21 protein-coding genes are annotated in these 22916 nt (G+C 68.8%); 12 read left to right on the top strand and 9 right to left on the bottom strand.

The genetic code is table 11. The features are described from left to right. The first annotated feature begins 224 nt into the window (after positions 1 to 224). From lysA to AB4083_RS06670, 8 genes are all read left to right on the top strand, one after another. The gene (gene lysA, locus AB4083_RS06705) at positions 225 to 1508 is read left to right on the top strand and encodes a diaminopimelate decarboxylase (protein ID WP_441606997.1); all 1284 of its coding nucleotides are present in this window, start codon (positions 225 to 227) and stop codon (positions 1506 to 1508) included. Continuing rightward, positions 1505 to 2713, top strand: coding sequence for a dipeptidase (locus AB4083_RS06700; RefSeq protein ID WP_441606996.1), 1209 nt, complete (start codon positions 1505 to 1507; stop codon positions 2711 to 2713). Before lysA ends, AB4083_RS06700 begins: the two co-directional genes overlap by 4 nt. Then, on the top strand, positions 2697 to 4238 hold the full coding sequence (locus AB4083_RS06695; RefSeq protein ID WP_441606995.1) for a serine hydrolase domain-containing protein: 1542 nt from the start codon (positions 2697 to 2699) through the stop codon (positions 4236 to 4238). Before AB4083_RS06700 ends, AB4083_RS06695 begins: the two co-directional genes overlap by 17 nt. Further along, on the top strand, positions 4192 to 4938 hold the full coding sequence (locus AB4083_RS06690) for a M15 family metallopeptidase (protein ID WP_441606994.1): 747 nt from the start codon (positions 4192 to 4194) through the stop codon (positions 4936 to 4938). The genes AB4083_RS06695 and AB4083_RS06690 overlap by 47 nt, the downstream gene beginning before the upstream one ends. A 12-nt stretch (positions 4939 to 4950) precedes the next feature. Beyond that, positions 4951 to 5991, top strand: a complete 1041-nt coding sequence (locus AB4083_RS06685) for a serine hydrolase domain-containing protein (protein WP_441606993.1) — start codon at positions 4951 to 4953, stop codon at positions 5989 to 5991. Between the two features lie 310 nt (positions 5992 to 6301). Continuing rightward, a complete protein-coding gene (locus tag AB4083_RS06680; RefSeq protein WP_441606992.1) occupies positions 6302 to 6835 on the top strand; it encodes a hypothetical protein in 534 nt (177 codons plus the stop codon). Positions 6836 to 6847: 12 nt separating this feature from the next. Next, positions 6848 to 8389: a phospholipase effector Tle1 domain-containing protein gene (locus AB4083_RS06675; protein WP_441606991.1), complete on the top strand. Its 1542-nt coding sequence runs from the start codon at positions 6848 to 6850 to the stop codon at positions 8387 to 8389. Between the two features lie 16 nt (positions 8390 to 8405). Further along, positions 8406 to 8969 (top strand): hypothetical protein, encoded by a 564-nt coding sequence (locus AB4083_RS06670; RefSeq protein ID WP_441606990.1) that lies wholly within the window; start codon positions 8406 to 8408, stop codon positions 8967 to 8969. A 112-nt stretch (positions 8970 to 9081) separates the two neighbouring features. On the opposite strand, the gene AB4083_RS06665 is transcribed toward AB4083_RS06670, so the two are convergent. The 3 genes from AB4083_RS06665 to trpE form a co-directional block, all read right to left on the bottom strand. Continuing rightward, positions 9082 to 9768 (bottom strand): hypothetical protein, encoded by a 687-nt coding sequence (locus AB4083_RS06665; protein WP_441606989.1) that lies wholly within the window; start codon positions 9766 to 9768, stop codon positions 9082 to 9084. Positions 9769 to 10000: 232 nt separating this feature from the next. Beyond that, the gene (locus AB4083_RS06660; protein ID WP_441606988.1) at positions 10001 to 10714 is read right to left on the bottom strand and encodes a hypothetical protein; all 714 of its coding nucleotides are present in this window, start codon (positions 10712 to 10714) and stop codon (positions 10001 to 10003) included. 7 nt (positions 10715 to 10721) lie between these two features. Beyond that, positions 10722 to 12197 (bottom strand): anthranilate synthase component I, encoded by a 1476-nt coding sequence (trpE, locus tag AB4083_RS06655; protein WP_441606987.1) that lies wholly within the window; start codon positions 12195 to 12197, stop codon positions 10722 to 10724. 167 nt (positions 12198 to 12364) lie between these two features. Between trpE and AB4083_RS06650 the strand changes: the two genes are divergently transcribed. Next, positions 12365 to 13405, top strand: a complete 1041-nt coding sequence (locus AB4083_RS06650; protein WP_441606986.1) for a hypothetical protein — start codon at positions 12365 to 12367, stop codon at positions 13403 to 13405. 95 nt (positions 13406 to 13500) lie between these two features. Here AB4083_RS06650 and AB4083_RS06645 read toward each other — a convergent pair whose 3' ends face one another. The 5 genes from AB4083_RS06645 to AB4083_RS06625 all read right to left on the bottom strand — a co-directional run bounded on the left by AB4083_RS06645 (position 13501) and on the right by AB4083_RS06625 (position 18736). Then, on the bottom strand, positions 13501 to 15528 hold the full coding sequence (locus AB4083_RS06645) for an ATP-binding protein (protein WP_441606985.1): 2028 nt from the start codon (positions 15526 to 15528) through the stop codon (positions 13501 to 13503). Positions 15529 to 15544: 16 nt separating this feature from the next. Next, entirely contained in the window at positions 15545 to 16234 is a 690-nt protein-coding gene (gene pdsR / locus AB4083_RS06640) for a proteobacterial dedicated sortase system response regulator (RefSeq protein ID WP_441606984.1), read from the bottom strand. Positions 16235 to 16890: 656 nt separating this feature from the next. Next, complete coding sequence (gene rpe, locus AB4083_RS06635; RefSeq protein WP_441606983.1) at positions 16891 to 17571, bottom strand: ribulose-phosphate 3-epimerase; 681 nt, start codon at positions 17569 to 17571, stop codon at positions 16891 to 16893. Positions 17572 to 17621: 50 nt separating this feature from the next. Next, the gene (djlA, locus tag AB4083_RS06630; protein WP_441606982.1) at positions 17622 to 18428 is read right to left on the bottom strand and encodes a co-chaperone DjlA; all 807 of its coding nucleotides are present in this window, start codon (positions 18426 to 18428) and stop codon (positions 17622 to 17624) included. Further along, positions 18425 to 18736: a c-type cytochrome gene (locus AB4083_RS06625; RefSeq protein WP_441606981.1), complete on the bottom strand. Its 312-nt coding sequence runs from the start codon at positions 18734 to 18736 to the stop codon at positions 18425 to 18427. Before AB4083_RS06625 ends, djlA begins: the two co-directional genes overlap by 4 nt. 134 nt (positions 18737 to 18870) lie before the next feature. On the opposite strand from AB4083_RS06625, the gene AB4083_RS06620 reads away from it, so the two are divergent. From AB4083_RS06620 to AB4083_RS06610, 3 genes are read left to right on the top strand one after another with little or no spacing between them, the layout of a single operon-like run. Continuing rightward, positions 18871 to 19767, top strand: coding sequence for a phosphoribosylaminoimidazolesuccinocarboxamide synthase (locus AB4083_RS06620; protein WP_441606980.1), 897 nt, complete (start codon positions 18871 to 18873; stop codon positions 19765 to 19767). A gap of 8 nt (positions 19768 to 19775) precedes the next feature. Then, complete coding sequence (locus tag AB4083_RS06615; protein WP_441606979.1) at positions 19776 to 20267, top strand: Mpo1 family 2-hydroxy fatty acid dioxygenase; 492 nt, start codon at positions 19776 to 19778, stop codon at positions 20265 to 20267. Then, entirely contained in the window at positions 20264 to 20671 is a 408-nt protein-coding gene (locus AB4083_RS06610) for a hypothetical protein (RefSeq protein ID WP_441606978.1), read from the top strand. The genes AB4083_RS06615 and AB4083_RS06610 overlap by 4 nt, the downstream gene beginning before the upstream one ends. Before the next feature lie 24 nt (positions 20672 to 20695). Here the strand turns inward: AB4083_RS06610 and AB4083_RS06605 are convergent, their stop codons facing one another. Beyond that, on the bottom strand, positions 20696 to 22819 hold the full coding sequence (locus AB4083_RS06605) for a beta-agarase (RefSeq protein ID WP_441606977.1): 2124 nt from the start codon (positions 22817 to 22819) through the stop codon (positions 20696 to 20698). Between the last annotated feature and the right edge of the window lie 97 nt (positions 22820 to 22916).

Here is a 22916-nt window from a genome sequence, read left to right as displayed (position 1 = left end):
TGGAATCCTTCTCCCGCCGGGAGCACGCGGGGAGCGCACAGGGATGTGCGCGGCTCTCCTCGCTCATCAAAGCCGGGCACATCCCTGTGCCCTCTTCGCGTGGAGGAGCGAGGAAGGTGGCGGCAGCCGGATGAGGGTTCGGCCGAAGTGATGCGCACCACTCCGCCCGTACCCTCACCCCAACCCCTCTCCCGATGGGAGAGGGGCTTTACGTTGAGGCATTCATGCAGCACAACGCACAACTTACGGCCGATAACGCAGCACAGCCCGACGCCATCTTCGACGGCGTCGACCTGCGCCGCCTGGCCGAACGCATCCCCACGCCCTTCCACGCCTACTCCGCCAACGCCATCCGCGCACGCATCGCCGGCCTGCAACAGGCGTTGCAAGGCATGGACGCCATGCTGTGCTACGCCGTCAAGGCCAACAGCAATCTCGCCATCCTGCAGCTGATGGCCGAGGCTCGTGTGGGTGCGGATATCGTCTCTTCCGGCGAGCTGTGGCGCGCCTTGCATGCGGGCATTCCCGCACAGCACATCGTGTTCTCCGGCGTCGGCAAGACCGCGGCGGAGATCGCCGAAGCGCTGGCCGCCGGCATCCAGCGCTTCAACCTCGAATCGGCGGACGAGCTGGACCTGCTGCAGCAGATGGCCGCCGAGCTGCAGGTCCGCGCGCACGCGGCGGTACGCATCAATCCCGACGTCGACGCGCAAACCCACGCCAAGATCTCCACCGGCAAGGCGCAGAACAAGTTCGGCGTCAGCATCGACGAGGCGCGCCGCTGGTTCGCGGACGCGGCGCGCCGCCCGAACGTGCGCCTGGACGGCCTGCACGTGCATATCGGTTCGCAGATCCTCGGCATCGAACCGTTCCGCCTCGCCTTCGCGCGCGTGGCGGCGTTCTGGCGTGAGCTCGAAGCTGCTGGCCACACCATCGCCAGCATCGACGTGGGCGGCGGCCTGGGCGTGCGCTATCGCGACGGCGAGCAGCCGATCGCGCCGGCGGACTACGCGGCGGCGATCCGCGCGGCGCTGGGCGATTTCACGGGACGCCTGCTGCTCGAACCCGGCCGCTACCTGGTCGCCGAAGCCGGCGTGCTGCTCACCCGCGTGATCCGCCTCAAGCACGGCGAAGGCCGCCGCTTCCTGGTGCTCGACGCGGCGATGAACGACCTGCTGCGCCCCAGCCTCTACGACGCCTGGCACGATATCGTTCCGTTGATCGACGACGTACGCCCGCGGCATCGCTACGACGTGGTCGGCCCGGTCTGCGAAACCGGCGATACCTTCGCGGTGGAACGCGAGCTGCCGGAACTGCATGCGGGCGAACTGGTGCTGATCCGCGGCACCGGCGCTTACGGCGCCTCGATGGCTTCCACCTACAACTCGCGCCCGCTGGCCGCCGAGGTGCTGCTCGACCGTGGCCGCCATGCCATAGTGCGGCGACGGCAGAGTCTCGAAGACATGGTCGCCGGCGAGCAGCCGGCACGGCATTGGGAAACCGCATGAAGCTTTGGCCTTACCTGGGCGCGCTGGCGCCATTGCTGCTGTGGACCGGCCCCGCCGCCGCGGGCCAGGACCCGCCGGTCACCATCGACACCCACGTCGATATCCCGCTGGCTTATATGCACGAGCCGCGCTTCGACGTCGGCAAGGACACGCCACTGCAGGTGGATCTCGGCAAGATGGAACGCGGCGGGCTCAATGCAGCGTTCTTCGTGATCTATGTCGAACAGGGACCGCTGGATGCCAAGGGCTACGCCAAGGCCGTAGCGCAAGCCAAGCGTAAGTACGCGGATATCCATCTGCTGGTGCAGCGCTATCCGCAACGCATCAAGCTGGCCACCACGCCGGAACAGCTGCACGCCAACCGCAAGGCCGGCGTGCTGTCGGCGATGATCGGCATCGAGAACGGCTATTCGCTCGGCCACGACCTGAAGAACCTGGACTGGGTGTTCGCCCAGGGCGCGCGCTATATCGGCCTGACCCACGTCGGCCACAACGACCTGTGCACCAGCTCGATGCCCACCGCGGAGCTGGGCGATCCGCCGCTGAGCGATGCCGGGCTCAGCGCCTTCGGGCGCCAGGTGGTGGAGCGTGCCAACCGGCTGGGCATCATGGTCGACGTCTCGCACAGCTCCGACGCCTGCGTGCGCGACGTGCTGGCGCTGTCGAAGGCGCCGGTCATCGCTTCGCATTCCGGCGCGCACGCACTGGTGAATCATCCGCGCAACCTGCCGGATGACCTGCTGCGCGCGATCGCGGCCAGGGGCGGCGTGGTGCAGGCGGTGGCGTACAAGGGCTTCCTCAAGCTGGACCCGGGCCGCGAGCTGGCCGAGAAGGCCTTGCAGGCACAGGTGGCCAAGCAGGCCGGCGACAAGCAGTACGACAGCGAGAAACACGATTTCCTGCCGGCTTATGTCGACGGCATGCGCCGCATCGACCAGGCATTCCCGCTGCCCACGCTGGACGATTACATGGTGCAGGTCCGCCATATGGTCGACGTGGCCGGCATCGATCATGTCGGCATCGCTTCCGACTTCGACGGTGGCGGCGGCATCGAGGGCTGGCGCGACGCCAGCCAGACCCGCAACGTGACTGAGGCGCTACGCAAGGCCGGTTTCAGCGATGCGGATATCGCCAAGCTGTGGGGCGGCAACCTGCTGCGCGTATGGCAGGCGGTGGAGCAGACGGCCGATGCGCCGGCTCGCTAAGGCGCTGATGGCGGCTCTCGCCTTCGCCGCCGCTGCGGCAAATGCGCAGACGCCGAAAGAACGTTTCGATCCGCTGGTCGACGCCGTGGTCGCGCGCTATCACCTGCCCGGTATCGCGGTGGGCGTGATTCAAAACGGCGAAATCGTGTATCGGCATACCGCGGGCGAACTTGCACTGGGCTCCGGCCAGCCGGTCACGCCCGACACGCTGTTCAAGATCGCCTCCAACAGCAAGGCGATGACCGCCACCCTGCTTGCGCGGCTGGTGCAGCAAGGCAAGCTGCGCTGGGACGATCCGGTGCAGCGCTGGATTCCGTCGTTCCGCATGGCCGACCCGTGGGTGACGGAACACCTGCAGGTCGGCGACCTGCTCACCCATCGCAGCGGCCTGGGCGAAGGCGCGGGCGACCTGATGCTGTGGCCGGAGCCGAACGCGTTCACGCGGCAGGACATCGTCGCCGCGCTGGCTTATCTCAAGCCGCGCTACAGCTTCCGTGCGGGCTATGCGTACGACAACCTGCTTTACGTCGTCGCCGGCGAAGTGGCCGCCGCGGCCGGCGGTGCGCCCTACGAGACGCTGCTGCGCCGTGAAGTGTTCCAGCCGCTCGGTCTTTCGCGCTGCCAGGTCGGCACGTGGCGGCGCGATGCGCTGGCGCCCGTAGCGGTGCCGCACGCCAGCCACGGCGACAGCTTCCTGCCGCTTACGCCGGCCGACCCGATGGTGCATCCCACCACCATGGAAGCCGCCGGCGGCGTGCAATGCAGCCTGGACGACATGCTGGCCTGGGCGCGCCAATGGCTGGCGCCGACGCCGCAGCAGCTGTCCTGGCTGCCGCAGGCGCAGCGCGACAAGCTGTGGACGCCATATACGCCGATGCCGATCTCCGCGCAGCGGCGGGCCTGGGATGGCACGCGGCTGTACGCCTACGGTTATGGCTGGCGTATCGCCGATGTCGACGGTGCGCTGAGCGTGTCGCATACCGGCACGCTGTCCGGCATGTATTCGGCGCTGTTCCTGCTGCCGGACCGGCGCGATGGTTTCGTGGTGCTGATCAACGGCGACGCGGAGGATGCGCGCACCGTGTTGATCGAAGTGCTGCTGAAGCAGTTCACCGCGCCGGACAAGGCACGCAGCGTTGCCGCTTACGCGGACGAACTCGCCGCGAAGGAAAGCCATCGCCATGCTTCACGCGTCCCGGATACCTCCAAACGCCGCCCCGCCACGCGCAAGGAACTGGCCGGCCTGCTCGGCGTATGGCGCGATCCCTGGTTCGGCGAAGCACGCCTGTGTCCGCGCGGCGACCAGGTGGCGTTCGAAGCCGCCAAATCGCCACGCCTGCGCGGCCCGGTGATGCGCGTGGGCAACGACTACCTGGTGCAGTGGGAGCACGGCGACGCCGAAGCCTGGCTGCATGCGCCCACCAGCAAACGCGGCAACCTGCAAATGAGCAAGGTCGATCCCGATGCCGATTTCAGCTATGACTTCGAAGATCTCGCATTCAAGCGCGTGCGCGACTGCAATTAGACGACTGGCGCTGCTGGCCGCCGCGCTGCTGTGCGGCTGCGCAGCGCCCGCACCGAAGCCGCCGGTGGCCACCGGCACCTTGGCGCAGGCGAACCTGGTGGATATCCGCAGCCTGGCGCCGGAGATCGCCGAGGACCTCAAGTACGCCGGCAGTGACAACTTCGTCGGCACGCCCGTCGACGGCTACGAAGCAGCGAAGTGCTATCTGCTGCGTCCCGCGGCCGAGGCGCTGGCCAAGATCGAGCACGAGCTGCATGCCAATCACCAGCGCCTGCTGCTGTGGGATTGCTATCGCCCGGCCCGCGCCGTGGCCCACTTCGTGCGCTGGGGCGGCGACCTGGCCGATCAGCGCACTAAGGCCGCGCACTACCCGAACCTGGACAAGCGCGTGCTGCTCGGCGACTACATCGCGCCGCGCTCAGGCCATAGCCGCGGCGCGACCATGGATCTGACCCTGCTGCAATGCGATGCCCGCGACGAACATTGCGCACCGCTCGACATGGGCACGCCGTTCGACTACTTCGACCCGCTGGCCAATACCGACAATCCGCACGCGAGCTCCACGCAGCGCGCCAACCGCGACCTGCTGCGCGAGGCCATGCGCCGCGGCGGCTTCCGCAACTACAAGTTCGAGTGGTGGCACTACACGCTCGAACCGGAACCCACGCCCGACACTTATTACGACCTGCCGATCCGCTGACCGAGGCCCGCCATGCGCCATTTCGTGTTGCTCGCCGCCGCGCTGCTGTTGTTTTCCAGCGGCTCCCTCGCCGACGACGCCGGCACGCCGATGCAGCGCTATAGCGGCAAAGTCCCCGGCGCCTCGCTGCTGGTGCTGAAGGACGGCAAGCCGGTGCTGCGCAAGGCCTACGGCTATGCCGACCTGGAACACGGCGTGGCCGCCACGCCCGCCACCAACTACCGGCTGGCGTCGATGAGCAAGCAGTTCACGGCCGCGGCGATCCTGCTGCTGGCGGAGGACGGCAAGCTGAAACTGGACGACTCCGTGCGTCGCTGGCTGCCTTCGCTGCCGGCCAGCGACCAGGGCATCACCCTCCACCACCTGCTCTCGCATGGCTCCGGGCTGATCGACTACGAAGACCTGATGCCGCCGGGCACGACGAAGCAGCTCAACGACGGCGACGTGCTGCGCATGCTCTCGGCCGAAACGCGCAGCTACTTCGCGCCGGGCACCAGCTACCGCTACAGCAACAGCGGCTACGTGCTGCTCGGCCTGGTCGTCGAACGCGCCTCCGGCCAGCGCCTGCCGGAGTTCCTGCGCCAGCGCATCTTCAAGCCGCTGCATATGGACCACACCCTGCTGCGCGAACCGGATGGCCCCCAGCCCACGCATCGCGCCTACGGCTACAGCGAGCAGGACGGCCACTGGGTGCGCACCGACCAGGACCTCACCAGCGCCACCCGCGGCGACGGCGGCATCTATGCCTCCATCGACGACCTCGCGCGCTGGGACGCGGCGCTGTACGACGGCCGCCTGCTCAAGGACGCCTCGCGCGCGCTGGCCTTCGCCGCGCAGAACAAGGTCACGAGTGAAGACGACGTCAACGCCTATGGCTACGGCTGGCGCATTCACGGCGACGTGCGCTGGCATTCCGGCGAGAGCATCGGCTTCCGCAACGTGATCGTGCGCTGGCCGCAGCAGCATCTGAGCGTGATCCTGCTCAGCAACCGCAACGATCCGGAGCCTTACCGGACGGCGCTGGAAATCGCCCGGCCCTATCTCTCGCCCTGACGACGTAGGTTGGGGTGAGCCGCAGGCGAACCCCAACGGTGCGTCACGGCTGGATGTTGGGGTTCGCCTGCGGCTCACCCCAACCTACCGTTACGGTCGCGCGACGGGGTGAGTCTGTGCGGTACTTCGCTGACTGGCCCGTGGAAACTGGCCACGCTAGCGCAGCGCGGTAAGATGGCCCGGGCCATCGGCATCCGCATGGCCGACACGAAGACAAGGGATTGCCCGCATGCGCACTTCAGCCTTCCGGCTTCAGGCCTCGCTCGCGCTGGGCCTCACGGTTTCTCTCTCTACAGGATGTGTTTTCGCCATGTCACTCGACGATACGCAGGGAACAGCGGCAGCGGCACCGGCACTGACCCGCCAGGTCCCGCTCCACTTCAAGCGCCACAACTTCGAGGCGTTCTGCTACGACGCCACCGGCTGCAGCGTCATGTACAACGGCCGCTACCAGGTGCAGAAGGCTGAGGGCGAAGCGTCTCCGCCCAAGCCGGCCGGCGATTACCGCGAGGCCTGGGGCTCGGCGGAACTCGGTATCCGCAACTTCCCCGCCCCGGCCGAGGTGCGCTGGACCTCGAAGGACGGCACGGCGCATGAGGCGAAGATCGATATCGCCGAAATCTTCAAGGACGAACTGATCTGGCACAACCTGCCCAAGGAAGCGATGACCGACTTCTATGCCGGTCCCGTGGCTGGCGCGCCGGACATCTACCTGGAAGTCGACGACCGCACCATCAACGTCTACACGGCGATGTTCATTCCCACCCGGAAGGAACAGATCCCGGGTAACAAGGACAGCGACTTCAGGAAAGACATTTTCCTGGTCTGGAGCAGGACTTACTAAAGGAGCTGCACCATGCCCAAGGAAACCCACAAGGTCGGCGCCGACGGAATACTCAATGACGGGGTGAACACCTACCCCGCCGACACGGCACGCCTGCAGAGCTACGACACCGCGCGCGACCAGCTGGCCAAGTTCGAGGCGCCCGTGCTGATCCACGCCAACAACCCGCACGAGCGCGTGTTCGTGGCGGCGTTCGACGGCACCGGCAACGACGTGCTGCACGATCCGGAACACGCCACCAACGTGGCCAAGATCCACGCGCAGATCCAGGACCGCAACCGCGACGGCGACGGCGACCGCAGCATCGTGTCCGGCTACATCGCCGGCCCGGGTACGCAGGACAATGGCGTCACCAAGACCTTGGACGGCATGCGCGGCTATACCTACGAGCGCCGCACCGAGGAGATGTACAAGCAGTTCATCGAGCAGTCCAAGCAATGGCGGCGCGAGGACCCCGAGGCGAAGATCAGCGTGGTCAGCATCGGCTTCAGCCGCGGTGCCGAACAGGCGGCCGGCTTCACCCGCCTGGTGGAAGAGCGCGGCATCGAGGATCCGAGCGGCGCCAAGTACACCTACGAGCGCGACGGCATGATCAAGAACGCGCAGTACTCCAAGGACCGGCTGGTGGAAGCCGGCAAGGTCGCCCAGGTCGAAGGCCTGTTCGATCCGGTCGGCACCGGCTCGCCGCAGAAGTACGACCGCCGTCCGCCGCCCTCGGTGATTTCCGGTTTCCAGATCATCGCCGCGGACGAGCGCCGCGGGCTGTTCAAGGTCGACCACATCATTCCGCCGGGCGAGAGCAAGGACGGCCGCTTCCTCGGCGTCACCGTGGCCGGCGCGCATTCGGACATCGGCGGCAGCTATCACCGCGACGGCCTGGCCGTGCGCAGCAACAACCTGATGGTCGACTACCTCAACACGGTGAGCGACAAGCCGTTCCTGCAGAAGGGACAGGTGCCGACCGAGCCCGGCATGAACGTGGTGCACCGCTCGGAACAGGGCATGCTGCTGTATCGCTTCAACCAGGTGGACCGCAACACGCCGGCCGGCTACAACACCGTGCTGGTGCCGAGCAAGGCCTGGAACGGCGTCGGTACCCGCACCGCCGCGGAGCCGGTCAACGAGGACCTCAGCAAGGCCTACCCGCGCCAGCCCGTCACCATCGGCCCGGTGCCGCAGGTACAGGGGCAATCGGTACAGGGTCAATCGGTACAGGGGCAGCAGCAGACGCCGGCGCCGTCGTCACCGCAGCAGCCGGTCGCGGCGCCGTCGACCAACGACCAGTTCGAAGCGCTGAGCCGCGCCGCGTCCACCCAGAACGATGCCGCGTCCAGGCAGATCGGACAGGCCTATGCGCAATCGAACGAGGGCCAGGCACTGCTCGCGCAGGGTCAGCAGCTCAACCGGCAAGCGCAGACACAGCAGACGCAGCAGACGCAGCAGACGCAGCAGCAACAGCAGCAACAGCAGCAACAGCCGCAGGCGGCGCCCGAGGCACCCGCGACGCAGCAACAGCCGCACCAGCAGCAGCAAGGACCCACGCTCAGGCAATGAACGCGAGTAGACGCACGTGATCGAGGACGACATCAAGGCCATGGCGGTGAAGCTGTCGATGCTGGTCGACAGCTTCGAGACCCGCGGCGACAAAGTGGTGCAGCAGAACACCCAGGCGGCAGAGACCATCCGCATGGCTGCACAGAACGTCAGCCAGGTGGCGCAGCAGGTGTCGGCCAGCGCGGTGGAGGAATTCCGCCAGGCTGCCGGCGCCACGCTCAGCCACGGCCTGCGTGAGCCGTTCGCGCAGGCGGAGAAGCATCTGGAAAGCGCGTTGCTGGACGTGCGCAACGCCGCGGCGGACCTGCAGCAGCGCATCAGCGCCGCCGGAAGGGTGCATACGGCGACGGCGTGGAAGGCCTTCATCGCCTGCGCCGTCGGCGGGCTGCTGGTGATCGGCGCGGCGGCTTATACGGTGATGCGCGCGCGCACCGAGCTGGTGAATGCGGCGTGGACGTCGAAGATCAACGCGGCGATCGCGGCGGGGAATCTGGCGCCGTGCACGGATGGCGGGATCTGCGCGCGGGTGGATGGGAAGCGGTGGGTCCGCCTGGATCAGCCGCAGGATCCGCACCACTAGCCCACGAACAACGGCGTAGGTTGGGGTGAGCCAAAGGCGAACCCCAACGGACCTTGCACGGTCGCCGGCACGTTGGGGTTCGCTGCGCTCACCCCAACCTACGCCATGTGCGTCAGTCCTTATGCACCGCCACGCACTTGTCGCCGTCGCACTCGATCTGCACCGGCTCGGCGCCGGGGCAGTTCGCTTCGAGCACCGAACGCGCACCGTCCGCCATCACCACGCGCAGCGCGCGGTCGCACTGCTTGGCCGAGGCAAGGTTCTGGGCGGCGTTGAAGGTGGCCGGCGGGATGCGGCGGTCCAGGCTGGCCAGGTCGCTGGCGGCGGCTGGTACCGAGGCGGCGGCCGTGCCGCTGCCCATGGTGGCGGGGGCCGTGCCGTTCATGGCGTTGGCGTCGTAGTGCTTGTTGTACGAGGTCACGCTCAGGTGATCGGGATAGTGGTGCGCCGCGCCGTTGGTGAAGTCGACCACGATGCCGATCAGGCCGCCGAACAGGAGGTTGCCCCACACCATGCCGCGCGTGCTGGCGTGATAGGTCTGCTGGCCGATCTGCGTGCCGTCCTTCTGGCAGCTCACGTCCAGCGCGCCGTCGGAACGGCGCACCCGGGCCGTGCCGGGCGTGGTCACGCTGACCGTGCCGCGGTCGTTGCTCAAGGTGCACTGGGCGGCGATGCTGCTCTGGTCGGACGCCTTGGTGTCGACGCTGACCTGCTGGTACTTGCCGCCCACGATCGTCGCGCACGACGACAGCAGCAGCGCGCATGCGGAGACGCATGCGGTCTTGGCGATGAATTTCATGTTTTCCCCTGTTTCTTTGCTACCGCCCGCGCGCTCCCCCGGACACCACCATGGCGTCCGCGTCGCGGGGTACTACCGGAAGAGGTCTGGTTGCAGCGGGCCCCGGCGTCGATCGATTCCGGTCCATGGGAGCGGGCCTGAGCGGCACGCGGCGCCGTGGCGATCGCCCTTCCCTGCGATCGCCATCACATTTTTACAGATTTCTTGCCGAAAATTCTTACGGCAAGCTTTCTTAGGGCGTCGGCGCCAGCAGCGCCGAGGGCATCGCCAGCACGTTCGCCGTATAGCTCTCCACCACCAGGCTGAAAGGGTGGTTGTCGCCGCTCACCAGCAGGGCGCGGTGCTGCAGCACATGGGCGGGGATATCCAGCGGATGGCGCGTGGCCGGCGGCAGCGGCGTGCCCGCGTCCCAGCCGGCGGGCAGCGGCGACCACAGCAGCTCGGCGGTCAGCGTCTGGCGGCGGAAGTGCAGCGCCTGCACCACTTTGCCGAACGGCGTGTCGCTCTCGTCCAGCTCGCGGTTCATCGCCTCGCTGAGGCGCGCGGGCACGTACCAGTTGTCGGCTTCCGACAGCACGAGGCCGCCGCAAACGAGCTGCACCTGGCGATAGCGCACCGGTTCGTCGGCACCGATCGCCAGCTGCTCGCGCGCACCGTCCGGCAGCGGCTTGTCCGCGCCTTTCACCACCCGCGCCACCACCTTGGCGTCGTGCGCCAGGTGATGCGTGCCGCACCAGCGCTCCAGGGTCAGCGTGGCGCTGGGGTGGCTGAGCAGGTCGGCATTGAGCGATTGCAGCATCGCCATCGCCTTCATGCGGCTGTACGGCTCGTCGACCCAGCGCGTTTCCACCGGCTCGCGCGCGCTGGCGCTGAGCGAGCACAGCAGCGGCAGCGCGACGATGCCGGCGCGCGCGATCGAGACACCCACCTGGCGTTTCCTGTGCATAGGCGCCTCAGAGTCCCTTCGCCGCCTGGGCCACCGCGCGGAACAGCGCGCGGCCCTTGCTCATGGTCTCTTCCCACTCGGCGGTGGGGTCGGAGTCGTAGACGATGCCGGCGCCGGCCTGCACGTGCAGGCGGCCGTCCTGGATCACCGCGGTGCGGATCGCGATGGCGGTATCCGCATCGCCCCACCAGCCGATCCAGCCGATCGCGCCGGCATAGATGTTGCGCTTGTACGGTTCCAGTTCCTGGATGATCTCCAGCGCGCGGATCTTCGGCGCGCCGCTGAGCGTACCGGCCGGGAACGTAGCCTTGAGCACGTCCATATAGCCCACGTCCGGGCGCACCTGGCCTTGCACCTGCGACACGATATGCATCACGTGCGAGTAGCGCTCGACCGCGAAGGACTCGCTCACTTCCACGCTGCCGGTCTCGCTGATGCGGCCGATATCGTTGCGGCCCAGGTCGATCAGCATCACGTGCTCGGCGCGCTCCTTGGGGTCGGCCAGCAGCTCCGCTTCCAGCTCGAGATCCTCGGCTTCGGTGGCGCCGCGCTTGCGCGTGCCGGCCAGCGGACGCACCACCACCTTGCCGTCCTTCAGGCGCGCCAGGATCTCCGGCGAGGAGCCGACGATCTGCGTCTCGCCCAGATCGACGAAATACATGTACGGCGAAGGGTTGAGTGCGCGCAGCGCGCGGTACACGTCCACCGGGCGCGCGTTGAAGCGCACGCTGAGGCGCTGCGACGGCACCACCTGGAAGATGTCGCCGGCGCGGATGTATTCCTTGGCGCGCTCGACCATCGCCTCGAACTCCTCCTTGGTGAAGGAGGATTTGAAATCGCTCTCGTCCAGCGCCACCGACTGGGTGAGCTGCGGATACGAGGCGCCGCCCTGGCGCAGGCGATGCACCAGCGCGTCGAGCCGGCGCTGCGCTTCGGCGTAGGCATGCGGCCTGGCGGGGTCGGCGTGCACGATCAGGTACAGGCGGCCCTTGAGGTTGTCGAAGACGGCGACTTCCTCGGCCAGCATCAGCAGCACGTCCGGCGTGCCCAGCTCGTCGGCACGGTCCCAGCGCGCCAGGCGCGGCTCGATGTAGCCGATGGTCTCGAAGCCGAAATAGCCGACCAGGCCGCCGCTGAAAGCCGGCAGCTGCGGCAGCCGCGGCACGTCGTACTGCAGGCGCAGTTTTTCGATCTCGGCCAGCGGGTCGTCCAGGTGGCGGCGTTCGGTGACTTCGCCGCTGTCTTCCACTTCCAGCTCGTGCCCGCGCAGGCGGTACACGCGGCGGGCAGGCAGGCCGATGATCGAATAGCGTCCCCAGGTGGCGCCGCCCTCGACCGATTCGAACAGGAAGGTGTAGGGGCCATCGGCCAGCTTCAGGTACACCGACAGCGGCGTGTCGAGGTCGGAAAACACCTCGCGCACCAGCGGGATGCGCGTATGGCCCTGGGCGGCCAGCGCGTCGAATTGGTCTCGGGAAATCACGTCGTGGGGATCCGGGAAGCCAGGCGGGGAACACTCAAGGCGGCCATTGTAGGCATAGCGGCCGGGCGAACCGAAGGGGCCGCAACACTCGTGCTTGTCGCCCTCGGGCGCCACGCCTACCCTTGCGCGGATGGGCGCGGCACCCGCGTCCCCCGGTGGGAACCGATATGGATCAGTACTGCCTCGTGCTCACCGGCCGCCTGCTGCCAGGCCACGATCCGGCCGACGCGCAAGCGCGCATGGCCGAGGCGTTCGGCATGGAAGGGACGGATTTCCGCAAGCGCGTGTTCGAGCACGCGCCGCTGCTGATCCGCCGCGGGCTGGACCTGGCCGCCGCGCAGGCCCAGGCCACGCAGCTCGATGGCATGGGCGTGGAAGCGCAGCCCGAGCCCGACGACGCGCCGCTGGTCTGGCTGCTGCGCGCCGGCCAGGTGCGCGGGCCGCTGCCGGAAACCGCGCTGGCGCGCTATGCCGGGCCCGGCGACCAGTGGTGCCATGACGGCGGCCAGCAGTGGTTCCCATGGTCGCCATCCGGCGCCGGCGACCTGCCGCCGCCGATGCCCATCGATGCCGCGCACCCGATGCCGCCGCCGATGCCCGCTGCGCGCACGCCGCACCGGGCCGCGCGTATCCCCGGCTGGGCGATCGCCGCGCTGGTGATTGCCGCTGTGGGCCTCGCGCTGTGGCTGTACAAGCCCGCGCCGACTAGCGCGCCGGAGCAGGCGCAGCGCTACGTGCCGCGGCCGCTGCAGCCGCTCGAATTCGAGGACGACGACGACGATGCCTCGACCATCACCAGCGCCAACGTCGGCCAGTGCGCCGCCACCGCGCCATCGCCGCACGGCGACGAAGACCGCTTCCTGCTGACCGGCGGCCAGCGCCTGCTGACCGGGCGGGCGCAGCGCAAGGGCGACACCTATGTCGCCGAAGCCGCCGCGAGTTTCGACCGCAGCTGCCAACCGGACAGCATGCAGCTGTATGTGTTCCGCAGCGGCGTGTTCATCGGTACGGCGCTGGAGAATGCGGTGAGCGCGGCGAGCGCGAAGCTTGCGGATTTCCAGCTCGACGACGACCAGCACCTGAGCGTCACCCTGGTGCCGTGCAAGGCGCAGGGCGCCGACTGCGGCACGCCTGACAAGAAGCAGGTGGAAGTGCTGCATCGGGCCAGCGGGTGGATGGTGCAGCAAGCAGCGGCCGCAAGACCTTGACGTAGCTTGGGGTGAGCCGAAGGCGAACCCCAACGCGGCGACCTCGAACGCATCGTGCGGTCGGGGTTCGCCTATGGCTCACCCCAACCTACGGGTTACAGGCGCTGCCGCGGCATGCCGTGCAGGCTCAGCGTGAACGCCACGCCGCTGCCGTCTTCCAGATTCCGCGCCGACGCCACCCCATGGTGCCGCTCGGCCACCAGCCGCACCACGTACAGACCCAGGCCCAGATGCGGCACGTCGCCCGGCGTGGCTTTCTCGCGCAGGCTCACCAGCGAATCGAACAAGCGCCCCTGCATCGCCGCCGGCAATGGCTCGCCCTGGTTGGCCAGTTCGATCTCGGCGCCATCGCCCGCCGCGCGCAGGCTCAGCCGCATCCAGCCGCCTTCCGGGGTGAACGACAGCGCGTTGTCGAACAGCTTGTCCAGCGCCTGCGCAATCAACTCCGGCGCGCAGTGCAGGCGCAGCGGGCCATCCGGCAACAGGCATTCCATGCGCCGCGTGCCAGCCAGCGGCCGGTAGGCTTCGGCGCAGCCGCGCACCACTTCGGCCAGGTCCACGTCCTCGGGTTCGGCAGCGGCGATGGCGCGCTCCATCCGGCTGGCTTCGCTCATCGCGCGCACCAGGGTGCCCAGGCGCGCCACGCCGTCGCGGGCGCGGGCCAGGTACGGCGCCGCTTCCGGCGGCAGGGCGTCGCGGTCGGCCAGGGCGTGTTCGAGGTTGTCCAGCGAGGACTTCACGATCGCCAGCGGTGTATTGAGTTCATGCGACAGCTTGGAAGCGAGCGTACGCAGGTAGTCGGTATAACCACCGACCACTTCGAACAGGCGCTCGAAGCTGCGCGCCAGATCGCCGATCTCGTCCTGCGCGTCGGTCATCGGGAAGCGCGCCAGCATCTGGCCGTCCAGACGTCCATCGTTGGCCTGCGCGCGCTCGGCGGCGTCGCGCAGGCGCGCCAGGCGCAAGCTCAGCCGCGTGGCGAAGGCCAGCAGGATGCCGCCGGCCACCAGCAGCACGCCGAAGCTGGTCGCCAGCAGGCCCAGCAGGGCGCGGTTGGCCAGCAGCGGCACGGCGCGGCTGGACTGCTCCAGCAACAGCACGCCCTGCACCTTGCCGCCCCGCTCCAGCGGCACCGCCGCAGCCAGCACCACGCTGCCGCGCGCCTCGCCCTGCCGCCACAGCGTGGACGGCGTGCCGGCAGCGGCGCTGTTCACCTCATGCACGTCCAGACGCGGCGCGTCGTCGGTCCAGGGCTCGGCCTCCTCCAGCTGGTTCGCCAGCAGCGAGCGGTAGACCAGCGAGGCGAACCAGCCCGGCTGCTCGCTGGCCGGCACGGCCGTGTTGCCCAGGCGGCCGCTGCGCGCCAGCAGCCAGCCCTGCGGCGCCAGCACGCGGGCGCGCACGTTCTCGGGCGCGAGCTGGGCCAGTTCGTGGGAAAGCTCGGTGGAATAGCCCAGCAGCGGGCGCACGTCGGCCGCCTGCGGATCGCCGTCCGGCGCCGCGGCGTCGTAGATGCCGACGCCCAGGCCGTCCAGGCCGAGCGAGCGCGGCAGGCGCAGTTCGACGCGATAACCGCTGCCGTCTTCCTGCCACTGCGTGGCGATCCATTCCGGAAAACGCTCCACCGCCGGATCCAGCGGCCGCGCCGTGGCCGGCCCCGGCGCGGCACTGGCGATCAGGTAGCGGCGCAGCTGGCCGCCCTTGCGCAGGCCCAGGATCAGGTGATCCGCCGCCAGCGCATTGGCGTCGGCCGCGTCGGCCCGGGTGCGATGCGTGCTGCGCACGTCGACGTAGAGATAGAGCCAGTCGCGGTCCTCGGCCAGCAGCAGCTTGCCGCGCTTGCCCAGGGCCTGGCTCCACGGCGTCAGCGGGGCCCAGTCGTCGCCGTAACCGTCGACCGTGATCGGATTGACCGCCTGCTGCACATACCAGCCGATCTCATTCGACGGCAGCGGCGCATGCGTCACCACCAGGCTGCGCGCCACGGCGCGCGCCGACGCTACCAGCGCCTGCGCCTGTCCTTCGCGCAGCAGGGTTTCCATCTGGCGCACGTACAGCCAGCCCGCCACGGGCAGGGCCAGGGTGCACAGGGCGACGAGCAGCAGCTTGCGGCGCAGAGTCATCGACTGGCCGGGCCGCTCAAGGGCGCCAGCGATAGCCCACGCCGTGCACCGTCTCGATCGCATCGAACTCCGGTGCCACCGCGATGAACTTCTTGCGGATGCGCTTGATGTGCGAGGTGATGGTGGCGTCGTCCACCACCAGCTCGGCTTCGCGCATCAGCTGGTCGCGGTTCTTCACGTGGCCGGGGAAGCGCACCAGGGTGTGCACCATCCAGAACTCGGTGACGGTGAGCGGAATCTCTTCGTTCTTCCAGGTGATGCGCATGCGCTCGGATTCGAGCTTGAGCGGACCGTGCTCGATCACCGTCTCGCTGGACGCCGGCGCCTTCATCGACTCGATGCGGCGGAACAGCGCGGCGATGCGCGCGGCCAGCTGGTGCAGGCTGGTGTCCTTGCTCAGGTAATCGTCGGCGCCCAGGCGCAGGCCGGAGATCACGTCGAAATCCGAATCGCGCGCGGTGAGGAAGATGATCGGCAGCGTGGGCGACTTGGCGCGCAGTTCGCGGCACAGGTCGAAGCCGCCTTCCGGTTCGTCGCCCAGGCCGATGTCGATGATCACCAGCTCCGGCAGGCGCATGGCGAAGGCGGTCGAAGCCTCCCGGCGCGAGCCGTAGCCGCGCGTGTCGTAGCCGAAGCGGTTGAGCGCCTCGACATAGTTGGCGCGGATCAACGGTTCGTCTTCGACAATGGCAATGCTGCGGCCCATGGAGCAGTCCCTCTCGGTGCGGATGGCGCGCAGGGTGCTATGCGGGCTCGCCCGGCGCAAGGCGGGGGCCGTCGCTGCCCGCGTTTTGCCAGACGCCGTCGGGCCTTCGCCCGCACCCTGCCGGGCCGCGCGCCCGCCGCGGGCGCCTCATGTGCAGCACCCGCCAACACCCCGGATGCCGCCATGAGCAAGCCCGAACCGACCGATCCCAACGCCGAACTGCGCAGCTTCGAACCCCTGCGCGTGGTGCTGGCCCTCGGCGCCCTGCTGCTGGGCCTGGTGATGAGCATCCACTGACCATCTGCAGCGAACTGCCGTGGAAGGCATGGGCGGCCGGTGCGCAGGGAAGCGTGCCGGACCGCCGGGGCAAGCAGCCCGCCGCACGGCAAGCAGCGCTGACCGAGTGCCCCCTTCCCGTCCTCCTCCGGACGGTGAGTTCCGCCCCGCTCCCTCGCGGGGTTTTTTTATGCGGCGGAAATATTTTCGTCTCGCAAGGAACCAACCGGGGAATGCCCGGTCAGACCTTGCGGTGGCGCCCGAATCCATTGCCGTGGAACACGCAGGAGCGTAGGGCGCAGCCAGCGTGGTCTCCTCTGACGTCGTTCCGACGTCTTATCCCGGCGCTTCCCCGCGCCGGGATTTTTATTGCCCGAAGCTCAAGCGCCCAGCTGGGCGTGCATGGCCTGGATCACCGCCCGGTAGTCCGGCGCATTGAAGATGGCCGAGCCCGCCACGAAGGTATCCGCGCCGGCGGCGCCGATCGCGCCGATATTGTCCGCGGTGACGCCGCCATCCACTTCCAGCCGGATCGCGCGGCCGCTCTCGTCGATGCGGCGGCGCACCTCGCGCAGCTTGTCCAGCGCGTGCGGGATGAACTTCTGCCCGCCGAAACCCGGGTTGACCGACATGATCAGCACCAGGTCGAGCTTGTCCAGCACGTGGTCCAGCCAGTTCAGCGGCGTGGCCGGGTTGAACACCAGGCCGGCCTGGCAGCCGGAATCCTTGATCAGGCCAATGGTGCGGTCCACGTGCTCGCTGGCTTCCGGATGGAAGCTGATCAGGCTCGCGCCCGCCTTGGCGAAGTCCGGCACGATGCGGTCCACCGGCTTGACCATCAGGTGCACGTCGATCGGCGCGGTGACGCCGTAGCCGCGCAGCGCCTTGAGCACCATCGGGCCGATCGTCAGGTTGGGCACGTAATGGTTGTCCATCACGTCGAAATGCACCCAGTCCGCGCCGGCGGCCAGGGCCTTGGCGGTGTCCTCGCCCAGGCGGGCGAAGTCGGCGGAGAGGATCGAGGGGGCGATGACGTTGGGCTGTTTCATGGGCTGGCGCATGCAAGGGGAAAACAGGGGGAGCCTAGCACCGCCGATAACGGCGGCCGGGCTTACTTGAAGCCGCGCTCGGCCTTGATCCGCTCGTACGCCGCGTTGATCTCGCTGGCGCGCGCTTCGGCCCGCTTGCGCATGTCCTCCGGCAGGTCGCCCAGGCGGTCGGGATGGTGCTCGGAAATCAGCTTGCGGTAGGCGCGCTTCACCGCACGGTCGTCGACCTCGCGGCCGATGCCCAGCACGGTGTACGGATCGGGGCCGTTGGTATTGCGCTGCGGCGGCGCATAGCCGTTGCCCTGGCCATAGCCCGGGCCGCGGTAGTTGGCGCCGGCGTTCCAGGCGTAGCCCTTCATCGCCATCAGCGCCATCAGCTCCATGTCGCTGACGCGCAGGGCGAACGCGAGCTGGCGCAGGATCGCCATCTTTTCCGGTGGCGGGTTGCCCTCGGCCAGCACGGTGTCGATCACCACGTCCAGCACCGGGAAGGCATGGTCGCGGCGCACGCCGACCCATTGGCGCAGCTCTTCGATGGCCGGCGTCACGTCGAATTCCGGCTGCTTGCCGGCATTGAACGCGGCGACCGCCTGCTGGCGCTGCTCGGCGGGCAGGCCCATGCGCGACATCAGGCGCTCGGCCACGGCGATCTCCGCCTCGGACACGCGCCCGTCCGACTTCGCCACCGCACCCAGCAGGGCGTACAGCGGCCCGATATAGCCGCCCGCCGCCGGTGCACGGCGGCGCTGGGTGCTCTGGCGCATGCTGTCGATGACGAAGCCGACCACACCGCCGGCGATCATGGTCGACAGGCTGTGGCCGAACACCAGGCCCAGGAAGGCCAGCACCAGGGTCCAGGAAATATTCATGGCTGCGCCTTCAGCGGCGCCTGCTGGCTGTACCAGCGGGCCAGTTCGTCCAGGTCCGCCTCGCTGACCGGGCCGATCGCCGCCTGCATGATCGGCGCCTTGCGGCGGCCGTCGCGGTACTGGCGCAGGGCCTCGCGCAGGTAGTCGGCCTTCTGCCCCGCCAGGTGCGGCGCGCCGGGAATCTGCGCGATGCCGGTTTCGCCGTGGCAGGCCGCGCACAGGCCTACCCGCGCGGGCTTGGGCGGCGCTACGGCATGAGCGGGAAGGCTGGCGGCGAGGACGAGTACCGCGGTCGGGGCGAGGCGCATCGGCGACACAGGAGAGGGGCTAAAGACTCCCATACTAGCAGCCCCGCCAGGACGATCCGCGGCCCGCCCGCCGCTACAATAGGCGGCTTGCCCCGCCCGCCTCGTCCCACGCCAGATCAACCCAGGAGCCCGCCGTGCCCACCACCCTGCTGCAATCCGATCTCCCTGGCCTGGAACTGCTCCACCGCGGCAAGGTGCGCGACGTCTACGCGCTGCCGGGCAACCGCCTGCTGATCGTCGCCACGGATCGCTTGTCCGCCTTCGACGTGGTGCTGCCCGACCCGATCCCCGGCAAGGGCGAAATGCTCACCCAGATCTCCAACTTCTGGTTTGCCAAGACCGCCCACCTGGTGCCGAACCACCTGCTGCACACGCCGCTGGCCGAGGTGCTGCCCGCCGGCATCGATCCGGCGCTGTACGAACAGCGCGCCGTGGTCGCGCGCCGGCTGAAGCCGGTGCCGGTGGAGGCGATCGCGCGCGGCTATCTGATCGGTTCGGGCTGGAAGGACTACCGCGCCACCGGCGCGGTCTGCGGCATCCAGCTGCCGGGCGGCCTGCAGCAGGCGCAGCAGTTGCCGGCACCGATCTTCACCCCGTCGACCAAGGCCGCGGTGGGCGACCACGACGAGAACGTCAGTTTCGACGCGGTGGTCGCCGCGGTCGGCGCGGAGCTGGCCGAGCAGGTCCGCGCAGCCACGCTCACCCTCTACCAGTGGGCCGCCGCCTATGCCGCCGAGCGCGGCATCATCCTGGCCGACACCAAGCTGGAATTCGGCACCGACGAGCACGGCAAGCTCTACGTGATGGACGAGATGCTCACGCCCGACTCCTCGCGCTACTGGCCGGCCGACGAATACCAGGTCGGCATCAGCCCGCCCAGCTACGACAAGCAGTTCGTGCGCGACTACCTGGAAACGCTGGACTGGAACAAGCAGGCGCCGGGCCCGAGCGTGCCGGCTGAGGTGATCGACCGCACCGCCGCCAAGTACGCCGAGGCGCTGCGCCGCCTCGCCGGCATCGAGCTGGGCTGAGCCGCGCCATGCATACCGCGGAACCGCGCACCGGCATGGGCGCCTGGCTGGACAGCTACGCCGCCGACCATCGCCACCCCGTCAACCAGCGGCTGCACGAAGTGTGCGTGCCGCTGATCCTGTGGAGTGCGATCGCCCTGCTGTGGACGATCCCGGTGCCGGGCCTGCTCGGTCGCCCGGGCTTCTGGTCGGTGGCGGCGCAGGTGCTGGCCTTCGCCTGGTACTGGAAGCATTCGCGGCGCATGGGCGGCGCGATGTTGGTGGCCTTCGTGCTGCTGGACCTGCCCACCGCGTGGCTGTACGCGCAATACGGCCCGAGCACTTTGCGCTGGAGCGCCGTGGCGGTGTTCGCCATCGCCTGGGTCGGCCAGTTCGTCGGGCATGCGATCGAAGGCCGCCGCCCCAGCTTTCTTACCGACCTGTCGTATCTGCTGGTCGGCCCCGCCTGGCTGATGGACAAGCTGCTGCGCCGCCTGGGACTGGGAGCAGAGCAGGCATGAACACCTTCCTGATCCTGCTCAGCAGCCTGCTGTGGTGGGTGCTCTACAGCAGCATCGGCGGCCTGTTCGTGGCGATCATCGCGTGGGCGGTGCTGCGCTGGATCGAGCGCAGCCCGGTGGTGTTCAACCGCACCTACCTGGCCTGCCTGCTGTGGATGCTGCTGGACGTGATCGTGGTCGGCACGGTGCTGATGAAGCACGGCGCGAAGGTCGATCCGCTCCCGCTGCTGCACACCGCCGGCTGGCGCGCCGCCATCGTGCTGAACATGCTGGTCGGCGCCGCCCTGCTGTGGCGGCTGGTGCCGCGCATCGACGCGCGGCGCATCAAGCCGACCAGCGCCTGCCTCGCGGTGGCAGTGATCATGCTGGTGGCGTTCGGCGCAGTCACCAGCCTCGCCGGTTGATCGGCCGGTTGATCGGCCGGTTGATCAACGGGCGTCCGCCTGCTCGTTGGCCTTGCGCACTGCTTCGACGAAACTCTTGAACGGCAGGTCGGTGATGCCGACCAGGCCGACGTGCGAGTTCTCGCCATCGAGCGTGCGGCCGTTGACCGGCTGGTCGGTGTATTCGAACCAGTGCGCGCCGACCACGTTCGGATCCTTCGCCGCCGCCTGCACATAGCGCGCATACGCCTCGCCGCGCTGCGCCTCGTTCCACACCGGCACCACGCCGCGGCCGAACGGCCCGCGGTCGTCCGAGCCGAAATGGAATTCGGTAAGCAGCACCGGCTTGCCGAGCTTGGCGATCGCGGCCATGTCCACGCCGTGCTGCGGCACGTCGGTATAGGCATTGAAGCTGAGCACATTGCAATAGCGCGCGCAGGCGGCGACGGCTTCCGGCGTATTCACCGCGAAGCGGCCGCCGAGGAACAGATGATGCGGATCGTGCCGGTGCAGCGCCTCGCTGACCACGCGGAAATATTGCTCGGCGTATTGCTGCAGCCACGCGCTGTAGTCGGCGGCGATCGCCGGATGCGCCTCGCCCGGCAAGGGTGCGTCATAGCCGGTGGCGTTGAGCGCATCCCACGCATTCAATGCGATGCCCCAGGCCGCGGCCAGCTTCGCCGGCTCGCCGTACTTGCGCTTGAGCGCGGCGATGAACGCCTGCTTCGCATCGCTGCGCGCCTCGCCGCGCAGCGTGCCCAGCGCCAGACCCCAGCGCCCCTGCGGCCCCTGCCCGGCCCACGGCAATTCGTTATCGGCGAAGTAGCCCAGCAGCCAGGGATCGTTCTGCGCGCCTTTCGACGCTTTCACCACGGCCGCTTCGGCGGCCTGTGCGAAGCGCGGGTCGAACGGGTCGGGCATGCGGCCCCAATAGTCGTAGCCGCTGGACACATTGCCGAACACGCCGGCCACTTCGATCGAGCGGGTGTAGGCCAGGCGGTTCGTGCGTTCGCCGGCGAGGGCCTGGTCGCTCCAGTTGCCCAGCGTGTTGAAACCCCATGCGCGCAGGCGTGCGGTGGTACGTGCGCGCCAGGCCTGTGGCCAGTTCGCACCATCCAGGCGATACAGGTTGGCCGCGTAGAAATCGAACCAGCGCCCGTGGTTGTAGCCGATGCCGGCCGCGGCCTGTGCATCGGGCGAGCGGTTGTCGCTGCTGCCGTAGAACGCTCGCCACGCACCGCTGTCCGGCGGCAAGCCGACGAACATCCATTCGCGGCCTTGCACGTAGCTGCGCTGCTCCGTGGTCACCGCATTGACGCCCAGCGAGAAGAACGCATGGCCTTCCGGCGTCACCAGCGACCAGCGACCGTCGCGGCGCTCGGTGTGGAACCAGCCGGTGGCTTTGAACGAAGGCAGCTCGCGGCGGCCGCCGTAGGGGTCGCGCTTTGCCGGCGATGGCGCATCCACCAGCCTGGCCTGCGCGGCGCGCAGCGCGACATCGCTGTCGATCTTCTCCGGCCACTGGCCGCGCGTGTACTGGCCATAGCCGTCGACGATGGCGGTGTAGGCACCGCGCAGCGCCGCGTCGCCGGCCACTGTCTCCAGCTTGCCGAACAGCAGCGTCTGCGCCGCCTGCGGCGCGGGCATGCTCAGGCGCACCGACGCGACCTTGTGCAGATCGAGCTGGCCTTCGACCACGGTGGCGACCAGCACGCGCTGACCCTTGCTGTCGTACGGCATCGGCGGCCCCACCTGCATGCCCTGCGCGCGCGGCGAAGCGGCGTGCAGCGGCACGACCACGGTCTGCGGAGGACCGGCAGGAATGCCGACGGTGGCGTGCAGCGCCTGATCCTTGCCGGCGCCGTCGATATCGATGCGCAGCGTCACCGCCCAATCCATGCCGCTCTGCACGCGCAGGTGCAGTTCGCCCTGGCTGCTCCAGTCCCAAGTGCCTGCGGGTGCGATGGTCAGATGCGGCGCTGCGGCGGGCTGGAACACGAAGGGCTGCAGCACGGCCGCGCCATCGCGCACTTCATGGGCACCGCGCTGCACCTGTTCGAGCGCGACTTTGGCTGAGGGCTGTCCGAGATCGGCCAGCTGTCCGGCCACGGCAGACCCGCCGCACAGGGATGCGAATACCAAGCAGCCGAACGTATGCCATCGCTTCACGCGCTACTCCTTCGCCCCGACTGGAGCGACGTAGGTTGGGGTGAACGCAGTGAACCCCAACAGCACGGCATCCGGCAGCACCGGTTGGGGTTCGCTG

Source organism: Dyella sp. 2RAB6, assembly GCF_052115385.1.
GTDB lineage: Bacteria > Pseudomonadota > Gammaproteobacteria > Xanthomonadales > Rhodanobacteraceae > Dyella_D.
Note: the sequence above shows the minus strand (reverse complement) of the source record. Positions and strands in the feature narration are given on the sequence as shown.

Coding starts and splice junctions, on each gene's coding strand:
- lysA (WP_441606997.1), top strand. CDS start 225: ATGCAGCACAACGCACAACTTACGGCCGATAACGCAGCACAGCCCGAC.
- rpe (WP_441606983.1), bottom strand. CDS start 17,571: ATGCGCCAGCCCATGAAACAGCCCAACGTCATCGCCCCCTCGATCCTC.
- AB4083_RS06700 (WP_441606996.1), top strand. CDS start 1,505: ATGAAGCTTTGGCCTTACCTGGGCGCGCTGGCGCCATTGCTGCTGTGG.
- AB4083_RS06665 (WP_441606989.1), bottom strand. CDS start 9,768: ATGAAATTCATCGCCAAGACCGCATGCGTCTCCGCATGCGCGCTGCTG.
- AB4083_RS06695 (WP_441606995.1), top strand. CDS start 2,697: ATGCGCCGGCTCGCTAAGGCGCTGATGGCGGCTCTCGCCTTCGCCGCC.
- pdsR (WP_441606984.1), bottom strand. CDS start 16,234: ATGGGCCGCAGCATTGCCATTGTCGAAGACGAACCGTTGATCCGCGCC.
- AB4083_RS06680 (WP_441606992.1), top strand. CDS start 6,302: ATGTCACTCGACGATACGCAGGGAACAGCGGCAGCGGCACCGGCACTG.
- AB4083_RS06685 (WP_441606993.1), top strand. CDS start 4,951: ATGCGCCATTTCGTGTTGCTCGCCGCCGCGCTGCTGTTGTTTTCCAGC.
- AB4083_RS06650 (WP_441606986.1), top strand. CDS start 12,365: ATGGATCAGTACTGCCTCGTGCTCACCGGCCGCCTGCTGCCAGGCCAC.
- AB4083_RS06625 (WP_441606981.1), bottom strand. CDS start 18,736: ATGCGCCTCGCCCCGACCGCGGTACTCGTCCTCGCCGCCAGCCTTCCC.
- djlA (WP_441606982.1), bottom strand. CDS start 18,428: ATGAATATTTCCTGGACCCTGGTGCTGGCCTTCCTGGGCCTGGTGTTC.
- AB4083_RS06675 (WP_441606991.1), top strand. CDS start 6,848: ATGCCCAAGGAAACCCACAAGGTCGGCGCCGACGGAATACTCAATGAC.
- AB4083_RS06610 (WP_441606978.1), top strand. CDS start 20,264: ATGAACACCTTCCTGATCCTGCTCAGCAGCCTGCTGTGGTGGGTGCTC.
- AB4083_RS06660 (WP_441606988.1), bottom strand. CDS start 10,714: ATGCACAGGAAACGCCAGGTGGGTGTCTCGATCGCGCGCGCCGGCATC.
- AB4083_RS06615 (WP_441606979.1), top strand. CDS start 19,776: ATGCATACCGCGGAACCGCGCACCGGCATGGGCGCCTGGCTGGACAGC.
- AB4083_RS06690 (WP_441606994.1), top strand. CDS start 4,192: ATGACTTCGAAGATCTCGCATTCAAGCGCGTGCGCGACTGCAATTAGA.
- AB4083_RS06645 (WP_441606985.1), bottom strand. CDS start 15,528: ATGACTCTGCGCCGCAAGCTGCTGCTCGTCGCCCTGTGCACCCTGGCC.